The 18,762-nt window shown below is 65.0% G+C and carries 16 protein-coding genes and 1 tRNA gene; 4 read left to right on the forward strand and 13 right to left on the reverse strand.

Annotated elements, in window-relative coordinates:
• Nucleotides 1-68 precede the first annotated feature (68 nt).
• Together H607_RS0105680 and H607_RS11935 are read left to right on the forward strand one after the other, a co-directional pair.
• Nucleotides 69-1,624 (forward strand): IS3 family transposase gene (locus tag H607_RS0105680; RefSeq protein ID WP_088178290.1). Its coding sequence is split into 2 segments (ribosomal slippage): nucleotides 69-501 and nucleotides 501-1,624, totalling 1,557 coding nucleotides; the frame shifts between segments, so codons are not numbered across the junction.
• Between the two features lie 70 nt (nucleotides 1,625-1,694).
• Nucleotides 1,695-4,439: a glycosyltransferase gene (locus tag H607_RS11935; RefSeq protein WP_051240705.1), complete on the forward strand. Its 2,745-nt coding sequence runs from the start codon at nucleotides 1,695-1,697 to the stop codon at nucleotides 4,437-4,439.
• Here H607_RS11935 and H607_RS13110 read toward each other — a convergent pair.
• The 6 genes from H607_RS13110 to rpsU all read right to left on the reverse strand — a co-directional run bounded on the left by H607_RS13110 (nucleotide 4,397) and on the right by rpsU (nucleotide 9,690).
• The gene (locus H607_RS13110) at nucleotides 4,397-4,762 is read right to left on the reverse strand and encodes a Txe/YoeB family addiction module toxin (RefSeq protein WP_281168735.1); all 366 of its coding nucleotides are present in this window, start codon (nucleotides 4,760-4,762) and stop codon (nucleotides 4,397-4,399) included. The two genes, H607_RS11935 and H607_RS13110, sit on opposite strands and share 43 nt — an antisense overlap.
• Nucleotides 4,752-5,009, reverse strand: coding sequence for a type II toxin-antitoxin system Phd/YefM family antitoxin (locus tag H607_RS0105695; RefSeq protein WP_028874626.1), 258 nt, complete (start codon nucleotides 5,007-5,009; stop codon nucleotides 4,752-4,754). The genes H607_RS13110 and H607_RS0105695 overlap by 11 nt, the downstream gene beginning before the upstream one ends.
• A gap of 228 nt (nucleotides 5,010-5,237) precedes the next feature.
• Nucleotides 5,238-5,313 (reverse strand) — tRNA-Ile (locus tag H607_RS0105700).
• A 64-nt stretch (nucleotides 5,314-5,377) separates the two neighbouring features.
• Nucleotides 5,378-7,420: an RNA polymerase sigma factor RpoD gene (rpoD, locus tag H607_RS0105705; RefSeq protein ID WP_028874627.1), complete on the reverse strand. Its 2,043-nt coding sequence runs from the start codon at nucleotides 7,418-7,420 to the stop codon at nucleotides 5,378-5,380.
• Nucleotides 7,421-7,521: 101 nt separating this feature from the next.
• Nucleotides 7,522-9,345, reverse strand: a complete 1,824-nt coding sequence (gene dnaG, locus H607_RS11940; RefSeq protein ID WP_051240706.1) for a DNA primase — start codon at nucleotides 9,343-9,345, stop codon at nucleotides 7,522-7,524.
• A gap of 132 nt (nucleotides 9,346-9,477) precedes the next feature.
• Nucleotides 9,478-9,690 (reverse strand): 30S ribosomal protein S21, encoded by a 213-nt coding sequence (gene rpsU / locus H607_RS0105715; protein ID WP_028874628.1) that lies wholly within the window; start codon nucleotides 9,688-9,690, stop codon nucleotides 9,478-9,480.
• Between the two features lie 128 nt (nucleotides 9,691-9,818).
• Here rpsU and tsaD point away from each other — a divergent pair, with 128 nt between their 5' ends.
• Complete coding sequence (tsaD, locus tag H607_RS0105725) at nucleotides 9,819-10,838, forward strand: tRNA (adenosine(37)-N6)-threonylcarbamoyltransferase complex transferase subunit TsaD (RefSeq protein ID WP_028874629.1); 1,020 nt, start codon at nucleotides 9,819-9,821, stop codon at nucleotides 10,836-10,838.
• Here the strand turns inward: tsaD and plsY are convergent.
• A complete protein-coding gene (gene plsY, locus H607_RS0105730; RefSeq protein ID WP_028874630.1) occupies nucleotides 10,829-11,452 on the reverse strand; it encodes a glycerol-3-phosphate 1-O-acyltransferase PlsY in 624 nt (207 codons plus the stop codon). The genes tsaD and plsY overlap by 10 nt on opposite strands.
• Nucleotides 11,453-11,532: 80 nt before the next feature.
• On the opposite strand from plsY, the gene folB reads away from it, so the two are divergent.
• Nucleotides 11,533-11,898, forward strand: coding sequence for a dihydroneopterin aldolase (gene folB / locus H607_RS0105735; protein WP_028874631.1), 366 nt, complete (start codon nucleotides 11,533-11,535; stop codon nucleotides 11,896-11,898).
• Between the two features lie 38 nt (nucleotides 11,899-11,936).
• Here folB and H607_RS0105740 read toward each other — a convergent pair whose 3' ends face one another.
• From H607_RS0105740 to leuS, 6 genes are all read right to left on the reverse strand, one after another.
• Nucleotides 11,937-12,260 (reverse strand): H-NS histone family protein, encoded by a 324-nt coding sequence (locus H607_RS0105740; protein ID WP_028874632.1) that lies wholly within the window; start codon nucleotides 12,258-12,260, stop codon nucleotides 11,937-11,939.
• 68 nt (nucleotides 12,261-12,328) lie between these two features.
• Nucleotides 12,329-13,279 carry a site-specific tyrosine recombinase XerD gene (gene xerD, locus H607_RS0105745; protein ID WP_037989786.1) on the reverse strand — a complete coding sequence of 317 codons (951 nt, stop codon included), beginning with the start codon at nucleotides 13,277-13,279 and terminating at the stop codon, nucleotides 12,329-12,331.
• Nucleotides 13,243-14,520, reverse strand: coding sequence for a glutamate-5-semialdehyde dehydrogenase (locus tag H607_RS0105750; RefSeq protein WP_028874634.1), 1,278 nt, complete (start codon nucleotides 14,518-14,520; stop codon nucleotides 13,243-13,245). The genes xerD and H607_RS0105750 overlap by 37 nt, the downstream gene beginning before the upstream one ends.
• A 28-nt stretch (nucleotides 14,521-14,548) precedes the next feature.
• Nucleotides 14,549-15,574, reverse strand: coding sequence for a DNA polymerase III subunit delta (holA, locus tag H607_RS0105755; protein WP_028874635.1), 1,026 nt, complete (start codon nucleotides 15,572-15,574; stop codon nucleotides 14,549-14,551).
• A complete protein-coding gene (locus H607_RS0105760; RefSeq protein ID WP_028874636.1) occupies nucleotides 15,571-16,086 on the reverse strand; it encodes an LPS-assembly lipoprotein LptE in 516 nt (171 codons plus the stop codon). Before H607_RS0105760 ends, holA begins: the two co-directional genes overlap by 4 nt.
• 10 nt (nucleotides 16,087-16,096) lie before the next feature.
• Entirely contained in the window at nucleotides 16,097-18,709 is a 2,613-nt protein-coding gene (leuS, locus tag H607_RS0105765) for a leucine--tRNA ligase (protein WP_028874637.1), read from the reverse strand.
• Nucleotides 18,710-18,762 lie beyond the last annotated feature (53 nt).

Raw genomic sequence — 18,762 nt, forward strand, 5'->3', positions numbered from 1 at the left:
CCCTCTGTGTCAGAATAGTTGTCGTCTCGATAGATCCTGAAACCAGAGGGCGACAAAGGAAGAACGAAGTGGCCAGATACGGACAGTCCTTCAAGGACAGGGCGGTTGCACGGCTGTTGCCGCCAGAAAGTGTCGCGGTGCAGACGCTGGCGCGAGAGCTGAGCATTTCAGCTGCGACGCTAGCGCGCTGGCGAGCCGAGGCGCTCTCCCAGCCCGTTGGCGAGCGGGGCTGGAGTGCGGGGGCCCGATTCGAAGCGGTGCTCTCGACCGCCGCGATGGACGAGGCGAGCAAAGGGGCCTGGTGCCGCGAGCATGGCGTGTATCCCCAGACGCTCGAGCAATGGCGCACCGCCGCCCTGCAGGCGCTCGATGAGCCCGAGGAAGTCGCACGGCAGGCTCTGCGGGAGAAGAAGGCCGAGCGGGGTCGCATCAAGGAACTCGAGCGCGACCTGCGCCGCAAGGAAAAGGCGCTGGCCGAAGCGGCAGCGTTGCTGGTGCTATCAAAAAAGCTCGAAGCGATCTTCCCCAAGGACGAGGACGCATGATCGGCCTGGAAGATCGCCAAACACTGGTCCGACACATCGATGAGGCACACGCAGCCGGCGCGCGCCTACGCCCGGCCTGCGAGGTCGCAGGCATGACGCTGCGCACCCTGCAGCGCTGGAAAGCGCAGGAAGGACTGCGCCAGGGGGACCGCAGGCCCCTGGCAAAGCGTGCGCAGCCGGCGCATGCGCTCAGCGACGAAGAACGGGCGAGGATCCAGGCGTTGGCCAACGAGCCCCGTTTCGCCGACCAACCCCCGGCGCGCATCGTCCCCACGCTGGCCGACGAGGGCGTCTATCTTGCCAGCGAATCGAGCTTTCAGCGCGTGCTGCGTGCCCACGGACAAACCCGTCACCGTGGGCGCAGCCGTGCGCCGCAGCGCACGCGAGCGCCGACGACGCACGTAGCCAGCGCCCCCGGACAAGTGTGGTGCTGGGACATGACCTACCTGCCCACCCACGTGAAGGGGCAGTGGTTCTACCTGTATCTGATCATGGATCTGTACAGCCGCAAGATCGTCGGCTGGGAGATTCATGCCACCGATGAGGCAGAACACGCGGTGAGCCTGCTCAAGCGCACCGCGTTGGCCGAAGGCCTCCACGCCCTGCCGGAAAAACCCGTGCTGCACGGCGACAACGGCAGCACGCTCAAGGCCACCACGGTGTTGGCGATGCTGCACTGGCTGGGGATCAAGCCCTCATACTCTCGCCCCAGGGTGTCCGACGACAACGCCTTCGTCGAATCGCTCTTCAAAACGGCGAAGTACCGCCCCGAATTCCCGGCGCGCGGCTTCGCCAGCCTGGACGAAGCCCGCCAGTGGGGACAGCACTTCGTGCACTGGTACAACGTCGAGCATCGCCACAGCGGCCTGCGCTACGTCACCCCCGCCCAGCGACATGCAGGGGAAGACCACGCGATCCTGGCGGCACGGCACCAGACCTATCTGCAAGCCCGCGAACGTCACCCGGCACGCTGGTCCGGGCAGACACGGGACTGGACACCGATCGGGGCCGTCACGCTCAACCCGGAACGGGACAGCGTCGTTCGGGACTCTACCCAAGCTGAAATAGAAGGCAGGTGATTGCATGAATCAGGCGACAACTATCTTGACTTGTTCCGGTGATCCGGAAGTCGCTCAGGGTAGAGAACAGATGTTGCGTAGTTTGCAGGGAGGTGATGATGCAGTTCCATCTGACACATGGGAACCGGGCGTAGAACCTCCAGACCTCTACACCACCTACCTCACCCGCCACCACACCCCCTTCCACCCCGACGATCCCCTCCCCGCCGATAGCCCCACCTTCACCTTCGTCGTCCCTTGTCCAGCTTCCGACCTGCCGCTCCTGGCCGATACGCTCGACAGCCTGGGCGTGCAGTCGGCGCCTTTGTGGCGGCTGGTGGTGGTGGCCGACTCGCCGGCGCCGGATGCGATGTGGGCGGAGTTGCCCATGTTGCGCTGGCGAGCGGTGGAGTCGGCGGAGGGGATGGGAGCGGCGCTCGCAGAGGAGCTGGCGGCGGTGGAGTCGGGCTGGGTATCCGTGATCGCGCCCGGGGTGCGGCTAGCGGGCGATGGGGTGGAGCAGCTGGTGCGCCATGCGTTGGCGTTTCCGCGGTGGCGCCTGATGTATGGCGATTCGGACACGGTGGAGGCGGACGGCACGCGGCGCGATCCGCTCTTCCGGCCGGACGTCAATCTCGACTTGCTGCGCTCGATGCCGTATCTGGGTCCGTGCCTGTGGGTGGAGCGCGAGGCATTCGCAGCGGTGGGCGGATGGGGCGAGTGTGGGGAGGCGTGGCGCTACGATCTGGCGCTGCGGGTGCTCGATGCTTTCGGCGAGGAGGCGATCGGGCATGTGGATGAGGTGCTCTATTCCGTGCCGGCGGGGCGCGAGGAGGGGGTGGATGAGCCGGCGCACCGACAGGCGCTGGCGGCGCATCTGGCGCGCCGGGCGTTGGACGCGGAGGTGGCGGAGGGGTACGTGCCGGGCACCTGGCGGGTGGTGTATCACTGGCCGCGGCAGCCGCGCGTGTCGATCGTCATTCCGACGAAAGACCAGGCGGATTATCTCCAGTCCTGCGTCGAGAGCATTCGCGCGAAGACGAATTATCCCGACTACGAGATCCTGCTGGTGGACAACGGCAGCACGCAGCCGGAAGCGTGCGCGTATCTGGAACGCCTGAGGGCTGAGGGCGTGCGGGTATTGCCTTATCCCAAGCCGTTCAATTTCTCGGCGATGTGCAATTTGGCCGCGCGCGAGGCGAGCGGCGAGTATTTGTTGCTGCTCAACAACGACACGGTGGTGCTGCAGGAGCATTGGCTGGAGCGCATGGTGGCCTACGGGCAGCGGCCGGACGTGGGCATCGTGGGGGTGAAGCTGATGTTCCCGCAGCCGCCGACGGTGCAGCACGTGGGCGTGATCCTGGGGCTAGGCGGCATTGCCGAGCATCCGTATCTCGGTCTTCTGGGGCTCACCGACGGCGGGTACATGAACCGGGCGTTGGTGGATCAGGATCTTTCCGCGGTGACGGCGGCCTGCCTTTTGATTCGCAAGTCGGTGTGGGAGGAGGTAAAGGGGCTGGACGAGCAGGCGTTTCGCGTGTCCTACAACGACGTCGACTTGTGCCTGAAAGTGCGCGAGCGCGGCTACAAGATTGTGTGGACGCCCTTCGTGGTGCTGGTGCATCACGGCAGCGTGAGCCAGCAGCAGGAGGCGGCGGAGCCGGCCAAGGCGCGCAAGGCGCAGCAGCGCTTCGGCAAGGAGCAGGAGGCGATGCTGCGCAAGTGGTTGCCGCAGCTCGCGCGCGATCCGGCCTACAACCGGCACTTGAGCCTGACGCACCGCGACTACCGGGTGGAGTCGGAGATCGTGGTGAATTGGGATCCGCGTCTGCCCACGGAAAAGGTGCGGGTGCTGGGGTGGGAGCAGTTGAGCGGGGTGATCGAGTACCGCATCAAGCAGCCGCTGGAGGGGCTATGGCAGGCGAGGGCGGTGGAGCGCAGTTTCATCCACGCGCCGGGGGTGCGGCAGACGCGCATTCCCTTGCTCGTCGAGGTGGAGCGGGCGAAGCCGGATGTGTTCACCGCGAGCGCGTTCCTGGAGCTGAGCGATCATCTGGAGACGGTGCAGCAGGTGCGGGAGCTTGCCGGCATTCCGTTTCTGCTGCATCTCGATGATCTCATCAGCGAGATTCCACGCCAGAGCGAGGTCTATGAGCATCGCAACACGCCGGGGGAGATGAAGCGGGTGGTGCGCACGGCCGACCGGGTGGTGGTGACCACCGAGCCGATCCGCGCGGCGATCGAGAAGTACGCCCGCGAGGTGCGCCTGATCCCGAATTATCTGCCGGGCTGGGTGTGGAATGGTTTGCAGTCGCAGCGGCGCGTGGGGCCGAGGCCGCGCGTGGGTTGGGCCGGGGCGATGCAGCACGCGGGCGACTTGGCGCTGATCCGTGAGGTGGTGGAGGCGACGAGCGGGGAGTGCGATTGGGTTTTCTTCGGCATGTGTCCGGAGGAGCTTCGCCCCTTCGTGAAGGAGTTTCATCCCTTCGTGCCGTTCGAGCAGTATCCGGCCAAACTCGCGAGCCTGAACCTGGACTTGGCGGTGGCGCCGCTGGAGGTGAATCGCTTCAACGAGTGCAAGTCGAATTTGCGGATTCTGGAGTATGGCATCCTCGGCTGGCCGGTGGTGTGCTCGGACGTGCTGCCGTATCGCGGCGCGCCGGTGACGCGCGTGCCCAACCGGCCGGACGCCTGGCTCGAGGCGATCCGCGCCCGCATCCACGATCTGGACGCGGCGCAGAAGGAAGGCGACGCGCTGCAGCAGTGGGTGCGCGAGGGGTGGATGCTGGAGGATCACCTCGGGGAGTGGCTCGAGGCGTATCGGTTTGGGCGGTGATTGGTTGCCCATGGGATTGGGACGCGGCATGCCCCAGGGGATAGAGCAATAAGTGGGTGGTGACAAGCAATCACTACCAGGGCCTGTGCATCCACGCAGTAGACCAGCCGGTGGGTATCGTCAATGCGCCGCGACCAGAAGCCCGAAAGGGTTTCCTTGAGAGGTTCGGGTTTGCCGATGCCTTCGAATGGGTGGCGCAGGCAGTCCTTGATCAGGGTATTGATGCGCTTGAGCGTCTTGCGGTCCTGGCTTTGCCAGTATTCGTAATCCTCCCAGGCGGCCAGGGTCCAGGTGAGCTTCAGTAGCTTGTCTTCACTCGGCATCGACTAGGTCCTGCTGCTTCACCTGTCCCTGGCGGTACTGCTCGATCGAGCGTGCCAGGTGTGCCACATTGGCAGGCGATTTCAGCAGATGGACAGTTTCCATCAGGCCGTTGAATGTTTCCAGCGACATCACCACCGCATCGGGGGCATCCCGGCGTGTGATGACCGTGTAGTCGGCATCGTCGATGACCTGATCGATCACCTTTTTAAGGTTGTTTCGTGCCTCAGAGAAATTCACTACGCGCATGACGAGAGTCCTGTTTCTATTGTGCGATTTATTGTACAACTATAAAGCATTGCGTGCACGCGTGCAAGAGGGGGGCTCATAATGGGATGCTGGTGCGGTACGAAGTAGCAGCGAGAGTGATCGAAGCGAACCAAGGGTTCAACCGTCCTCTCCCTACCCGCGAGGTACACCGCACGTACACGGCAGACTTTCGAGTATGACGATGAATCGGTAACTCGTTGATTTTATTGGTGGGCCCAGCTGGATTCGAACCAGCAACCAACGGATTATGAGTCCGCTGCTCTAACCGTTGAGCTATGGGCCCTACAGCGAAAATTATCGCATGAAAAACCCCGCCCACAGTGGCGGGGTCGAGGCGGTGAGGTGCTTCAGACTTCGCTGTCGAGGAAGCTGCGCAGGCGCTCGGAGCGGGTGGGGTGGCGCAGTTTGCGCAGGGCCTTGGCTTCGATCTGGCGGATGCGCTCACGGGTGACGTCGAACTGGCGGCCGACTTCTTCGAGGGTGTGGTCGGTGTTCATCTCGATGCCGAATCGCATGCGCAGTACCTTGGCTTCGCGCGGATTGAGGGTTTCGAGCACTTCACGCGTGGCTTCGCGCAGGTCGGCAATGAGCGCCGCATCCACCGGGGCGAGCACGGAGGTGTCTTCGATGAATTCGCCCAGATGCGAATCCTCGTCGTCGCCGATGGGCGTCTCCATGGAGATGGGTTCTTTGGCGATCTTGCGGATCTTGCGGATCTTCTCCTCGGGCATGTCCATGCGGCGCGCGAGTTCGGCGGCGTCGGGTTCTTCGCCCGTCTCCTGCAGGATCTGGCGGCTGATGCGGTTCATCTTGTTGATCGTCTCGATCATGTGCACCGGGATGCGGATGGTGCGGGCCTGGTCGGCGATCGAGCGGGTGATGGCTTGCCGGATCCACCAGGTGGCGTAGGTGGAGAATTTGTAGCCGCGACGGTATTCGAATTTGTCCACGGCTTTCATCAGGCCGATGTTGCCTTCCTGGATGAGGTCGAGGAACTGCAAGCCGCGGTTGGTGTATTTCTTGGCGATCGAGATGACGAGCCGGAGGTTGGCTTCGATCATTTCGCGCTTGGCCGCGCGCATCTTGGCTTCGCCCATGGACATGCGCTTGTTGATGTCCTTGAGCTCCTTGAGGGGCACGCGGGCGCGCTGTTCGATCTCGCGGATGCGGTTTTGCTCCTCGAGCACGGAGGGATAAATCTTGACCATCGATTCGGACCAGGGTTTGCCGGATTCGATCTCGCGGGTGATCCAGTCGGGGTCGGTTTCGTGCTCGGGGAAGACCTTGATGAAGTAATCCCGCGGCATGGTGCCGATCTCGGTGCACAGCTTGGCCACCGCCCGTTCGTGCTGGCGCACTTGTTCGATCATGGAGCGGATGACGTCGCACAGCTGTTCGATGTAGCGGGCGGTGAAGCGGATGTGCAGCAGTTCGCCGGCGATCTGGTCGCGCAGCGCCGTGTAGCGTGGATCTTCGCTGCCGTAGGCTTCGAGCGCGCGGTCGAGCTCGGCGTAGAGCGTGCGGATGCGCTCGAAGTGCTGCATGGCGCCGCGTTTGAGCTCGGCGAGATTGGCGGCCTGGATACGGGCGGCGCGGTCTTCGTCGCTCTCGTCGTCCAGCTCTTCTCCTTGGGCCGTGGTGTCGTCGTCTTCGGCGGCGGCATCTTCATCGACTTCCGCGTCTTCTTCTTCGATGGCTTCGAGGTCGACGTCGGAGGGGGACGCTTCGGCTTCCGTGTCTTCTGCGGCAAGCGGGGCGAGGTCTTCGTGGTCGATGAGGCCGTCGACGACCTCGTCGATGCGCATCTCGTCGCGCTCGATCTTGCCAATGGTCTCGATCATGTGGGCGATGGTGAGCGGGCAGGCAGCGATGGCCTGTACCATGCTCTTCAAGCCTTCTTCGATGCGTTTGGCGATTTCGATCTCGCCTTCGCGCGTGAGCAGCTCGACCGAGCCCATTTCGCGCATGTACATGCGCACGGGGTCGGTGGTGCGGCCGAATTCGGAGTCGACCGAGGAGAGCGCCTGCTCGGCTTCTTCTTCGATGTCGTCATCCGCGCCGCCCACGGTCGGGGCGTCGGCCATGAGCAGCTCTTCGGGCGCGGGGGCTTCTTCGAAGACCTGGATGCCGAGGTTGTTGAAGGTGGTGATGATGCTTTCGATCTGCTCGGAGTCGACGATGTCGTCGGGCAGATGGTCGTTGATTTCGGCGTAGGTGAGGTAGCCGCGTTCCTTGCCGAGCGCGATGAGGGCCTTGATCTGGGTGCGGCGCTTCTCGGCATCGGCCGGGGAATGGTTGGCGGCCACCGCTTCGATGAAGGCGCTCTCCGCCTTGGGGTTGGCGCGTTTGGAGGATTTGCGCTTGGGGGAATTCTTGGGAGTTTGAGCCATGGCAGCAGCGTGTTTTTCCCGGAAAAACTAACAATTATAAACGACTCGCCACGCTTTGGCGTGCCGTTTTCGGTCAGGATAGCATCGGCAGGGGGTGATCGCTATGGAGGTTGAGGCATGGGAATTGCCCCCGAAGTGCCGACGGAGGTGAGACGGTTTTTTTCACGCAAAAGTTCGCCGAGGTGCACGGTTTCCTCTGGGGTGAGTTTGCGCTGGCGGCTGAGAGCGATGAGGGCCTCGATTTCGCGCTCGAGCCTGCGGCGACGCAGGGTGTGCAGAATGTCGGCGAGGGTGGCTTCCGGGTCTTCCCAGGGGAGCGTTTCTTCGAGCAGGGACGCGGCGTGGCGGGCGAGGACTTCCTCGTGTTCGCTGGCGCGGAAGTGTTCGACGAGGACGGCCGGCGTGGCGTGCGCGTCGAGCGTGCCGACGTCGATGGCGTCGATGATCGCGGCGCAGGCGCGCCATTCGGGTTCGGGGTCTTCAAGCGGCAGCAGGCCGACCGAGAGACGGCTGGCGAGCAGGGGGTGCGTGATGAGCAGGCGTAGCAACAAGGCGGCGAGCGGCAAGGGGGCGCGGCGAGCGGCAAGGCGCGGGCGGCGGGCGGCGGGGCGGGACGAGGGGGACGCGGTTTCGGCCGGCGGAATCCACTCGTGCAGGGTTTCGGCGGCGATGCCGGTGCGCGAGGCGAGCTCCTTTTCCAGCTGCAGGCGCAGCATGGGGGCGCGGATCTGGCCGATCAGGGGCTTGGCGAGGTGGGCGAGCCGGGCGCGTCCTTCGGCGGTGTGCAGGTCTTCGTCCCGTGTGAGTTCGTCGAAGAGATAAGTGGTGAGCGGTTTGGCTTCATCGGTGATGAGGGCGCGGAAGGCGTCGGCGCCATGGGCACGGACGAAGCTGTCGGGGTCGTGTTCCGGCGGGAGAAAAACGAAGCGCAGGCGGCTGTCGTCCTTGAGCGCTTCGAGGGAGTTTTCCAGCGCCCGCCAGGCGGCGCGGCGGCCGGCTGCGTCGCCGTCGAAACAGAAGACGATCTGGTCGGTGAGGGCGAGCAGCGTGCGGACGTGCTCGGCGGTGGTGGCGGTGCCGAGCGCGGCGACGGCGTTCGTGAGGCCGTGCTGGGCGAGCATGATGACGTCGATGTAGCCTTCGGTGACCAGGGCGAAGCCCGCTTCGCGGATACCGTCGCGCGCGAGCGCCAAGCCGTAGAGAGTGCGGCCTTTCTCGAAGAGGGGGGTCTCGGGGGAATTGAGGTATTTGGGTTCGCCGCCGTCGAGGCTGCGTCCGCCGAAGGCGATGATTTTCCCCTGGCGGTCGTGGATGGGGAAGATGAGCCGGTCGCGGAAGCGGTCGTAGCGCTTGCCGCTGTCGGGCTGGGCAATGACGAGGCCGGCTTTCTCGAGGAGCGGTTCGCTGTAATGGGGGAAGATGGCGGCAAGGGCTTGCCATTCGGAGGGGGCGTAGCCCAGACCGAAGCGTTCGGCCGTGGCGGGCAGGATGCCGCGCTGCTCGAGGTAGGCGCGGGCTTTGGGGCTGCGCTCGAGACTGCGGCGGTAAAAGTCGGCGGCTTTGGCGTGCAGTTCGAGCAGGAGCTGGCGCTCGCTCTTTTGCTGGGCGGCTTCGGCGGCCGAGATTGCACCCTGGGCTCGGGGCACTTTGAGCCCGGCTTCGGCGGCGAGCGCTTCCACCGCGTCGACGAAGCCCAGCCCCTCGTACTCCATGAGAAAGGTGATGGCGGTGCCATGGGCGCCGCAGCCGAAACAGTGGTAGAACTGTCTGGCGGGCGAAACCGAGAAGGAGGGCGTCTTTTCGCCGTGGAAAGGGCAGCAGGCGAAGTAGTTGGCGCCGGATTTCTTGAGTTTGAGGCGTTTGCCGACGACGTCGACCAGGTCGACGCGGGCGAGCAGCTCGTCGATGAAGTCGCGCGGGATCATGGCCGGACGGCCAACGAAAGACGTCGGGCGATCGGCGTACTCGAACGGAGGAGGTGCCGGACGGCGAAGGAGGTCACGGCAGGGGTGGTGGAACAGGGGACGACGCGAGACGCCGCCCCGGTGTGCACACCATCAATACATTTTGGGCGGCAGCATCTGGCTGCGCAGGCGCTTTTGGTAGCGCTTGATCGCGGCGGCACGCTTGCGCTTGCGCTCGGCGGTGGGTTTTTCATAGAACTCGCGTTTGCGCAGCTCGGTGAGGATACCGGCTTTCTCGACCGTACGCTTGAAACGGCGCACGGCGACTTCGACGGGTTCGTTTTCTTTGACGCGGATACCGGGCATCTCGATCCTCGATTCGAATGGATGATACGAAAACCCGCATTATAGAGGTTGGGAAAATGACTGGCAAGGCGATTTTCGCGTACGAGGCGAACGACGGTACAATTTTCCCTTTTGTGTGAGGGCGGGGCGTGCGTATTCTCGGGATCGAGTCTTCGTGCGACGAGACGGGCGTGGCGCTCTACGATACGTCGTACGGCTTGCTCGCGCATTGCCTGCATACGCAGGCACGGATGCATGCTACCTACGGGGGCGTGGTGCCGGAACTGGCTTCGCGCGACCACGTGCGCCGCTTGCCGGCACTGGTGCGGGAGGTGCTGGCGGCAGGCAAGACCGACTGGTCGGAGCTCGACGTCGTCGCTTATACGGCGGGGCCGGGGCTGGCGGGCGCTTTGCTGGTAGGGGCGAGTTTTGCAGAGAGTCTGGCATTGTCCTTGAATAAGCCAACTTTACCGGTGCACCATCTCGAAGGGCATTTGCTCTCGCCGCTTCTCACCGAGCCGCGGCCCGAGTTTCCTTTCCTCGCCTTGCTCGTCTCGGGCGGGCATACGCAGTTGATGGCGGTGCGGGCGGTGGGGGATTATCGTCTGTTGGGCGAGACGATCGACGATGCGGCCGGGGAGGCGTTCGACAAAACGGCAAAACTCCTTGGCCTGGGCTATCCGGGCGGGCCGGCGTTGGCGGCGCTCGCCGAGCGGGGAGATCCTGCGCGCTTTGCCTTGCCGCGCCCCTTGCTGCATGCACCGACGCTCGATTTCAGCTTCAGTGGCCTGAAGACCGCCGTGGCGCTGAAAGTGGGATCGCCCGACTGGCGGCCCGAGTACGCGGCGGATCTGGCGGCTTCTTTCCAGGAGGCGGTGGTCGACGTGTTGGTGGCGAAGACGGTGGCAGCGGTACGCGCCACGGGGTTGTCGCGGGTCGTCGTGGCTGGGGGAGTAGGGGCGAACCGTCGGCTGCGCGAAGCGCTGGCCGTGGCCGGTGCGGAGCAGGGATTTGCGGTGTTCTACCCGGACGTGGCGCTGTGCACCGACAACGGGGCGATGATCGCTTTTGCGGCGGCGCTACGGCTGGAGGCGGGCGCTTCGGTGAAATGGGATCGGCGCATCGAGGTGCATCCGCGCTGGGCGCTGGAGGGGCTTCGTCAGGGGTGATCGGCGGGGGGCTTGCGTTGGGGCCGTCCACGGCCGAATTTGGGTTCGGTGCCATTGAGCAGCTGACGGATGTTGCGTCGATGTCGCCAGAAGAGGACGACCGACATGGCGCCGATCACGAAGACGACGTCACGCGGTAGGCCGAGCAGTAAGGCGAGGAATGGGGCGCCAACCGCGGCGGTGAGGGCGGCGAGTGAGGAGTAGCGGGTGACGAAGGCGACGACGAGCCAAATGCCGGCAGCGGCCAGGGCGAGCGCCGGCTGCAGTCCGGCGAGGACGCCAAGGGCCGTGGCGACGCCCTTGCCGCCACGAAAACGCAGGAAGAGGCTATAGACGTGCCCGAGGAAGGCGGCGAGTCCGGCGAGCGCGGCGGTCGTGACGTCCGCCCCGATCCGTTGGACGAGCCAGACGGCGAACCAGCCTTTGGCGGCGTCGCCTGCGAGCGTGAAGAGCGCCGCGGCCTTGTGGCCGGTACGCAGCACGTTGGTGGCGCCGGGATTGCCGGAGCCGTAGGATCGGGGATCGGGCAGGCGGAAGAGGCGGCTCGCGACGATGGCGAAGGGAATCGAGCCGATCGCGTAGCCCATCAGGACGAGAAGCAGGATCTTGGGCATCGTGCGATGATCCGGGTAAAAGTGCCTTAGTTTACCCCAGCTTTGACCGGGGTGTTGCAACGGCGAAGAAGGGAGAAGAAATGGACAGCATTTTCATCGAGGGCTTGCGGGTCGAGGCGCGGGTGGGTGTCTATGCGCGCGAACAGGCAGCGCCTCAGACCTTGATGATCGATGTGCAGCTCGGTTTGAGCCCCGAGGCCGGGCGAAGCGATGAATTGGCGACGACGATCGATTACGCTCGAGTGATCGACCGGATCAAGGAATCAGTGGGCGAGCGTCATTTCCACTTGCTCGAGCGGCTTGGGGAGTACTTGATCGGGAGGCTGTTTGCGGAATTCGGTGCTTCCTGGATTCGCCTGAAGATTTCCAAGATTGGGGTGCGCCCGGAAGTGCGGAACGTGGGAATCGTGCTGGAACGCCAGCGGGAGAAAGAGGCAACGAGATGACCGCCGGCGGTGGCCGGCGGATCGCACTCAGCAGGAGATCATTTGATCTCGAGTTCTTCGGGGGAACGCCCCGACTCGATCCATTCTTTGAACCATTTCGGGGCGCGGCCGTGGCCGTTCCAGGTGATGTCGGGATTTTGGGGGTGGCGGTATTTCGGTGGTTTCTTGCTCGAATCCCGTTCTTTTTTCTCGCCTTTGAGCAGACCCAGGGCTTCGTCGAGCGAGATGCCCATTTCTTTGGCGAGCTGGGCCACGCGGGCTTTGAACTGCGCCCGGGCTTCACGGCGGCGCCGTTCGAATTCGTGTTCGATGTCTTTTTTGAGTTGTTCCAGTTCTTCGATCGTGAGCGAGGTGAGATCCATGATGTTTTTCGAATGAAGTGGAAGAAGCCGCCATTATAGCCAATTTTTTCTTTTTTGAAACCGTCTTTTTATGCACGGGGATGATGGCGACGATAAAGGGCTTCCAGGCGGGCGCGGGCGATGTGGGTGTAGATTTGCGTGGTGGAAATGTCGGCGTGTCCTAGAAGTAATTGTACGGCGCGCAGATCGGCCCCGTGATCGAGCAAATGGGTGGCAAAGGCGTGGCGCAAGGTGTGGGGGGAAAGACGTTCGGGAGCGATGCCACAGCGAATGGCATGTTCTTTGATGATCTGCCAGCAGCGTTGCCGCGTCATGGCTTCGCCGCGGCGATTGAGAAACAGGGTCTCTTCCCGTTTTCCATTCAGAAGCAGGGGGCGCGCTTCGTGCCAATAGCGTTCGAGCCATATCGTGGCTTCTTCGCCCAGCGGTACGAGCCGCTCTTTGCTGCCTTTGCCGAGCACGCGCAGCCAGCCTTCGTTGCGCTCGATCTGGTGTGTCTGCAAGCCCACGAGTTCGCTCACGCGTAGTCCCGTGGCATAGAGCACTTCGAGCATCGTTTTGTCGCGCAGCCCGAGCGGGGTGGTGACGTCGGGGGCGGCGAGCAGGCGTTCTACGTCCGTTTCGGTGAGCGTCTTGGGGCGGCGCGGCGGCAGCAGCGGCGGCTGCAGGGTGGCGGTGGGGTCTCGGGCGATCTGGCCTTCACGCAGCAGCCAGCGGTAATAGCGCCGCCAGCTCGCGAGCAGCCGCCGCTGGCTGGTGGCCTTGTTGTGGCGGCTGAAGTCGGCGAGATAGGAGAGGAGCTCGGCGCTGCACGCCTCGCGCGGGTCGAACCCGGCGCGCTGAGCCCAGAGAAAGAATTGGCCGAGATCGCTGCGGTAGGCGGCGAGCGTGGCCGGCGCGAGCCCTTCTTCGAGCCAAAGAGTCTGCACGAAGGCGTCGAGCGAGGCTTCCAGCGCCAGCGCGAGCCGCTCGGCTGCCTCGTTCAGCGCCGGATCTCGCCTTGTCCGAGCACGATCCATTTCTGGCTGGTGAGGCCCTCGAGTCCGACTGGGCCGCGGGCGTGGATCTTGTCGGTGGAGATGCCGATCTCGGCGCCGAGCCCGTATTCGAAACCGTCGGCGAAGCGGGTGGAGGCGTTGACCATCACCGAGGCGGAGTCGACTTCGCGCAGGAATCGCATCGCGGCACCGTAGTCTTCGGTGAGGATGGCGTCGGTGTGATGTGAGCCGTAGCGTTCGATGTGCTCGATCGCTTCGTCGAGGTCGGCGACGACGCGGATGGCGATGATGGGAGCGAGGTATTCCTCGCGCCAGTCGTCTTCGGTGGCGGCTTTGAGCAATTCCGTGGGCAGGCCGTGGCGCTGCAAAAGGGTGAGCGCGCGCGGGCAGCAGCGCATCTGGACGCCATGCCCGGCGAACATGCGTCCGATCTCGGGGAGATGGCGTTCGGCCACCGCCTCGTCGATCAGCAGCGTCTCGGCGGCGTTGCATACGCCGTAGCGGTGTGTCTTGGCGTTTTCGACGATGGGCAGCACCTTGGCCGGGTCGGCGGCGGCGTGGACATAGACGTGGCAGTTGCCGTCGAGGTGTTTGATGACCGGCACGCGGGCATCTTTCATCACGGCTTCGATGAGTCCCTTGCCGCCGCGCGGGACGATGACGTCGACGAGCTCGGGCGAGGCGACGAGGCGGGAGACGAGCGTGCGATCGGTGGTCTCGACGAGCTGCACGGCGGCAAGCGGCAGCCCGGCCGCTTCGAGCCCAGCGCGGATGCAGCGCTCGATCGCCTGGTTGCTGCGAAGCGCTTCCTTGCCGCCACGCAGGATGGCGGCGTTGCCGGATTTGAGGCATAGGGCGGCGGCATCGGCCGTGACGTTGGGGCGCGCCTCGTAGATGATGCCGATCACGCCCAGGGGTACGCGCATTTTGCCGACCTGGATGCCGCTGGGGCGGCGCTTGACTTCGTCGATTTCGCCCACGGGATCGGGCAGCGTCGCGACCTGGGCTACACCCTCGGCCATCGTATCCAACCCTTTCTCGCTCAGGGTGAGGCGGTCGATGAGCGCGGGGGAGAGTCCCGCCTCGCGGGCGGCGGCGAGATCGGCGGCGTTGGCCGCGAGCACGTCGTCGCGGTGGCGCCGCAGCGCCTCGGCCGTGGCAAGGAGGGCGGCGTTCTTCGCCTGGGTCGAGGTCTTGGCCATGGCGCGGGCGGCCTGGCGGGCGGCACGGCCGAGGTCGGCGAGGTAGCGGTCGAGTTCCATCGGGGCTTACTCCAGCGGTCGGATGGGATCAGGCGGCGCGGCCACGGGACAAAGCCGTGCCCAGCGAGAGGAGGAGTCGTTCGGCCTCCATGGTGAAATCGCCGGGTTCGGCACCCTTGGCAATGCGATCGAGCCGGGCACAGGCGGTGAGCGCGGCATGCAGGGGCGGAAATCGCCGGGCGCTACGCTCGATCCCGCGTTTTTCTTCGGGGCGGAAGAGGCGTTCTTGCCGAAAAAAAGCCTCCAGCGGTGCACGACGAGCGAGCGTTTCCTGGGCTCCGGCAATGAGCCGCAGCGCTGCGGCCATCGCCCAGACGAGGAGCGGCGCAGCGCAGCCCTCGGCGGTGAGCGTACGCAGCAGCCGCAAGGCCCGCACCGCCTCGCCCTCGAGCAGGGCTTGGCGCAGCGACTCGGGGTCGTAACGGGCGAGGTCGAACACGGCGGCGCGCACTTCTTCTTCCGGCAGCGGACCTTCGGGGAAGATAAGGGCGAGTTTTTCAAGTTCCTGGCGCGCGGCGAGGAGGTTGCCTTCCGTGCGTTCGGCGAGCAGGCGCAGGAGTTCAGGCGAGGCGCTCTGTCCCTGGCGGGCGAGCCGTTCGCGCCACCACTGGGGAAGTTGCTCGCGCGAGGGGGCGTTGGCCTCCACGGCCACGGCGTGTTGCTCGAGGGCGGTGAACCAGGCACTCTTGCGCGTCTGCCAGTCGATCTCGCCCAGGGTGACGAGAAGGATCGTGTCGGGCAAGGGGTGTTTGACCCGTTCGCTGAGCCAGGCAGCGCCTTCCGTGCCGGGCTTACCCTGGGGCAGCCGCAGTTCGATGAGGCGGCGAGCGGCAAAGAGCGAGGGGCTGTCGCATTCCTGGGTGAGGCGTTCCCACGAGAAACCGGGCTCGAGGGTGAAGACGAGCCGCTCGTCGAAACCGAGCGCGCGGGCCCGGGCGCGGAGAGCGTCGGTGGCCTCGAGGACGAGGAGGGGCTCGTCGCCATAGACCGCCCAAACGGGTTCCAGCGTTTGGCGTTCGAGGTGGCGGGCGAGCCGTTCGAGCGGTAGTTTCATTTGCGATTGGCGAGCGTGCGACCGACCATCAGGAACATCTGGTCGACGAGCTGCTGGCGCATGTCGGCGTAGAGGAGGGCTTCTTCCTGGGCTCGCGCCGTGATCTGGTTGTCGTCGTAGCTGTAGTCGCGCTCCGCGACGAGTTCGGTGGGAGGGATCACCTCCTTGCCTTCCTTGTCCAGCACGCGGAAGTTGAGTCGAGCGCGGATGAGGTACTCTTGCACCTTACCGGCTTTCGTCAGGGTGAGGATGTCCCGCTCTTCGCGGTAGGAGAGGACGTCGAGGCGGATGTCGGCCTGCTGGGGAGGATCGACCCACTGCGTTTCGCTGCCGGCGAGGCGGCGGGAAATGGTCTGTCCCAGGGGGCTGCCCCGCGCCACGTTGTTGATTTGAACGGTAGGCGCACCGAGGCCGGCCATGCCGCGGGGCCGAAAGCCGCAGCCGGCAAGCAGTGCCGCAGCGGCGAGCAGCAGGCGGCGTCGGGAGGCGGAACGAAGCGTTGGCTCGGCCATCGGGCAGTCCTCACACGACGAGATTGACGAGGCGGCCGGGGACGACGACGACGCGTTTGGGCGTGCGCCCTTCGAGGTGATGCGCAGCAGCCACGAGTGCGATCGACTCGATTGCCGACTGGTCGGCTGCGGCAGGCACGACGATCTTGCCGCGGGTTTTGCCGTTTATCTGCAGCACGAGCTCCACTTCGCTGCGCTGCAGCGCAGCGGGATCCGGTTCGGGCCAGGGGGCGTCGAGCACGTCTTCGCCGAAGCCGCATTCGCGCCACAAGACGTGCGCGAGGTGCGGCGCGATGGGGGAGAGCACGCGCAGCAGGATGGAGAACCCCTCTTCGGCGAGTCGCGCTTGCGCAGCCGGTTCGGCCTCGGGCAGGCGTTCGAGGACATTCAACATCTTCATCGTGGCCGAGGCGACAGTGTTGAGCTGCTGTTTGCCCATGTCGTGGTTGGCCTGCTGCAGGATGGTGTGTAGCTCGCAGCGGGCGGCGGCTAAGGATGCGGGAAGCGCGCTCACGGCCGGGGCCGAAGCAAGCAGCGGCTGCAGCTCGCGACGGTATTTGTGACCGAAGGCCCAGACGCGGCGCAGGAAGCGGTGGGCGCCTTCGACGCCGGAATCGGACCATTCGAGCTGCGCTTCGGGCGGCGCGGCGAAGATGATGAAGAAGCGCGCCGTGTCGGCGCCGTAGCGGTCGATGAGGGCTTGGGGATCGACGCCGTTGTTCTTGGACTTCGACATCTTTTCGATGCCGCCGATCTGTACCGGCTGGCCGTCGGTCTTGAGCCGGGCGGCGACGATGCGCCCCTTGGCGTCGCGCTCGACGAGCACGTCGGCGGGGTTGATCCACTCTTTCCTGCCTTCGGCCGTGAGGCGGTAGTAGGTCTCGGCCACCACCATCCCTTGGGTGAGGAGTCGCGTGAAGGGTTCGGAGAAACCGACGAGGCCGAGGTCGCGCAGCGCCCGGGTGAAGAAACGGGAATAGAGCAGGTGCAGGATGGCGTGCTCGATGCCGCCGATGTACTGATCGACCGGCATCCAGTACTTGACCCGTTCATCGAGCATGGCTTGGTGGTTGTCGGCGCAGCAAAAGCGCAGGAAGTACCAGCTCGATTCGACGAAGGTGTCCATCGTGTCGGTCTCGCGCCGGGCCGGTTTGCCGCAGCGCGGACAGGTGGTCTCGTAGAATTCGGGCATCTGCGCGAGTGGCGAGCCGCGGCCGGTGAGGGCGACATGCTCCGGCAGCACCACCGGCAGCTGTTCGTCGGGCACCGGCACGTCGCCGCAATCGGCACAATGGACGATGGGAATGGGGCAGCCCCAGTAGCGCTGGCGTGAGATGCCCCAGTCGCGCAGGCGGTACTGCACGCGCTTGGCGCCGAGCCCTTTCTCGGCGAGCGCCGCCGTGATCGCTTCCTTGGCTTCTTCCGAGCGCATGCCGGTGTAGGGGCCGGAGGCGACGAGGAGGCCGAGCTCGGCGTAGTCTTCACGCCAGGGGCCGTGCGGGTCGACGTCGAGGTCTTTGCCCGCCGGGCGGATCACCTGCTTGATCGGCAGGCCGTACTTTTGGGCGAAGGCGAAGTCGCGCTCGTCGTGGGCCGGCACGGCCATCACCGCGCCCTCACCGTAGCCCATCAGCACGTAGTTGGCCACCCATACGGGGAGTTTCTCGCCGGTGAGGGGGTGCAGCACGTAAAAGCCGGTCGGACGACCTTTCTTCTCCATCGTGGCGATTTCGGCCTCGGCCACGGCTCCGTGTCGGCACTCTTCGATGAAGGCGGCCAATTCCGGGTCGCGTTGGGCGGCGGCGAGCGCCAGCGGATGTTCGGCGGCCACGGCCACATAGGTGGCGCCAAAGAGGGTGTCGACGCGGGTGGTGAAGACGCGCAGGCTGCCGGCTTCACCGATGCTTTCTTCATCGTAAGGGAAGACGACTTCGGCCCCTTCCGAGCGCCCGATCCAGTTGGCCTGCATGCGCTTGACCTGCTCGGGCCAACCGGGGAGCTCGTTCAAGGCGTCGAGCAGCTCGTCGGCGTAGGCGGTGATGCGCATGTAGTACATGGGGATCTCGCGCTTCTCCACCAGCGCCCCGGAACGCCAGCCTCGCCCGTCGATCACCTGCTCGTTGGCGAGCACGGTCTGGTCGACCGGATCCCAGTTCACCAGCCCGAGTTTGCGATAGATGAGCCCTTTTTCATACAGGCGCCGGAAGACCCACTGTTCCCAGCGGTAATACTCGGGGCGGCAGGTGGCGAACTCGCGCGACCAGTCGATGCCGAAACCCAGCCGCTGCAGCTGGCGTTTCATGTAGGCGATGTTGCTGTAGGTCCATTGAGCCGGCGGGATGCCGTTCTGGATGGCGGCATTTTCGGCCGGCATGCCGAAGGCGTCCCAGCCCATGGGTTGGAGCACGTTGTAGCCGCGCATGCGGTGGTAGCGGGCGAGCACGTCGCCGATGGAGTAGTTGCGCACGTGCCCCATGTGCAGTTTCCCCGAAGGGTAGGGGAACATGGACAGGCAATAGTACTTGGGGCGGGAGGTGTCTTCGACCGCCTTGAAACTCTGGTGTTCGTCCCAGTAGTGCTGAGCGGCACGCTCGACGGCCAACGGATCGTATTTTTCTTGCATGATGGGATGGTGGGTGGCACGAACGAAAAGAGAAGTATAGCCGGTTTGATGGA

Origin of the sequence: Tepidiphilus margaritifer DSM 15129 (assembly GCF_000425565.1) — a bacterium.
GTDB classification, from domain to species: Bacteria; Pseudomonadota; Gammaproteobacteria; order Burkholderiales; family Rhodocyclaceae; genus Tepidiphilus; species Tepidiphilus margaritifer.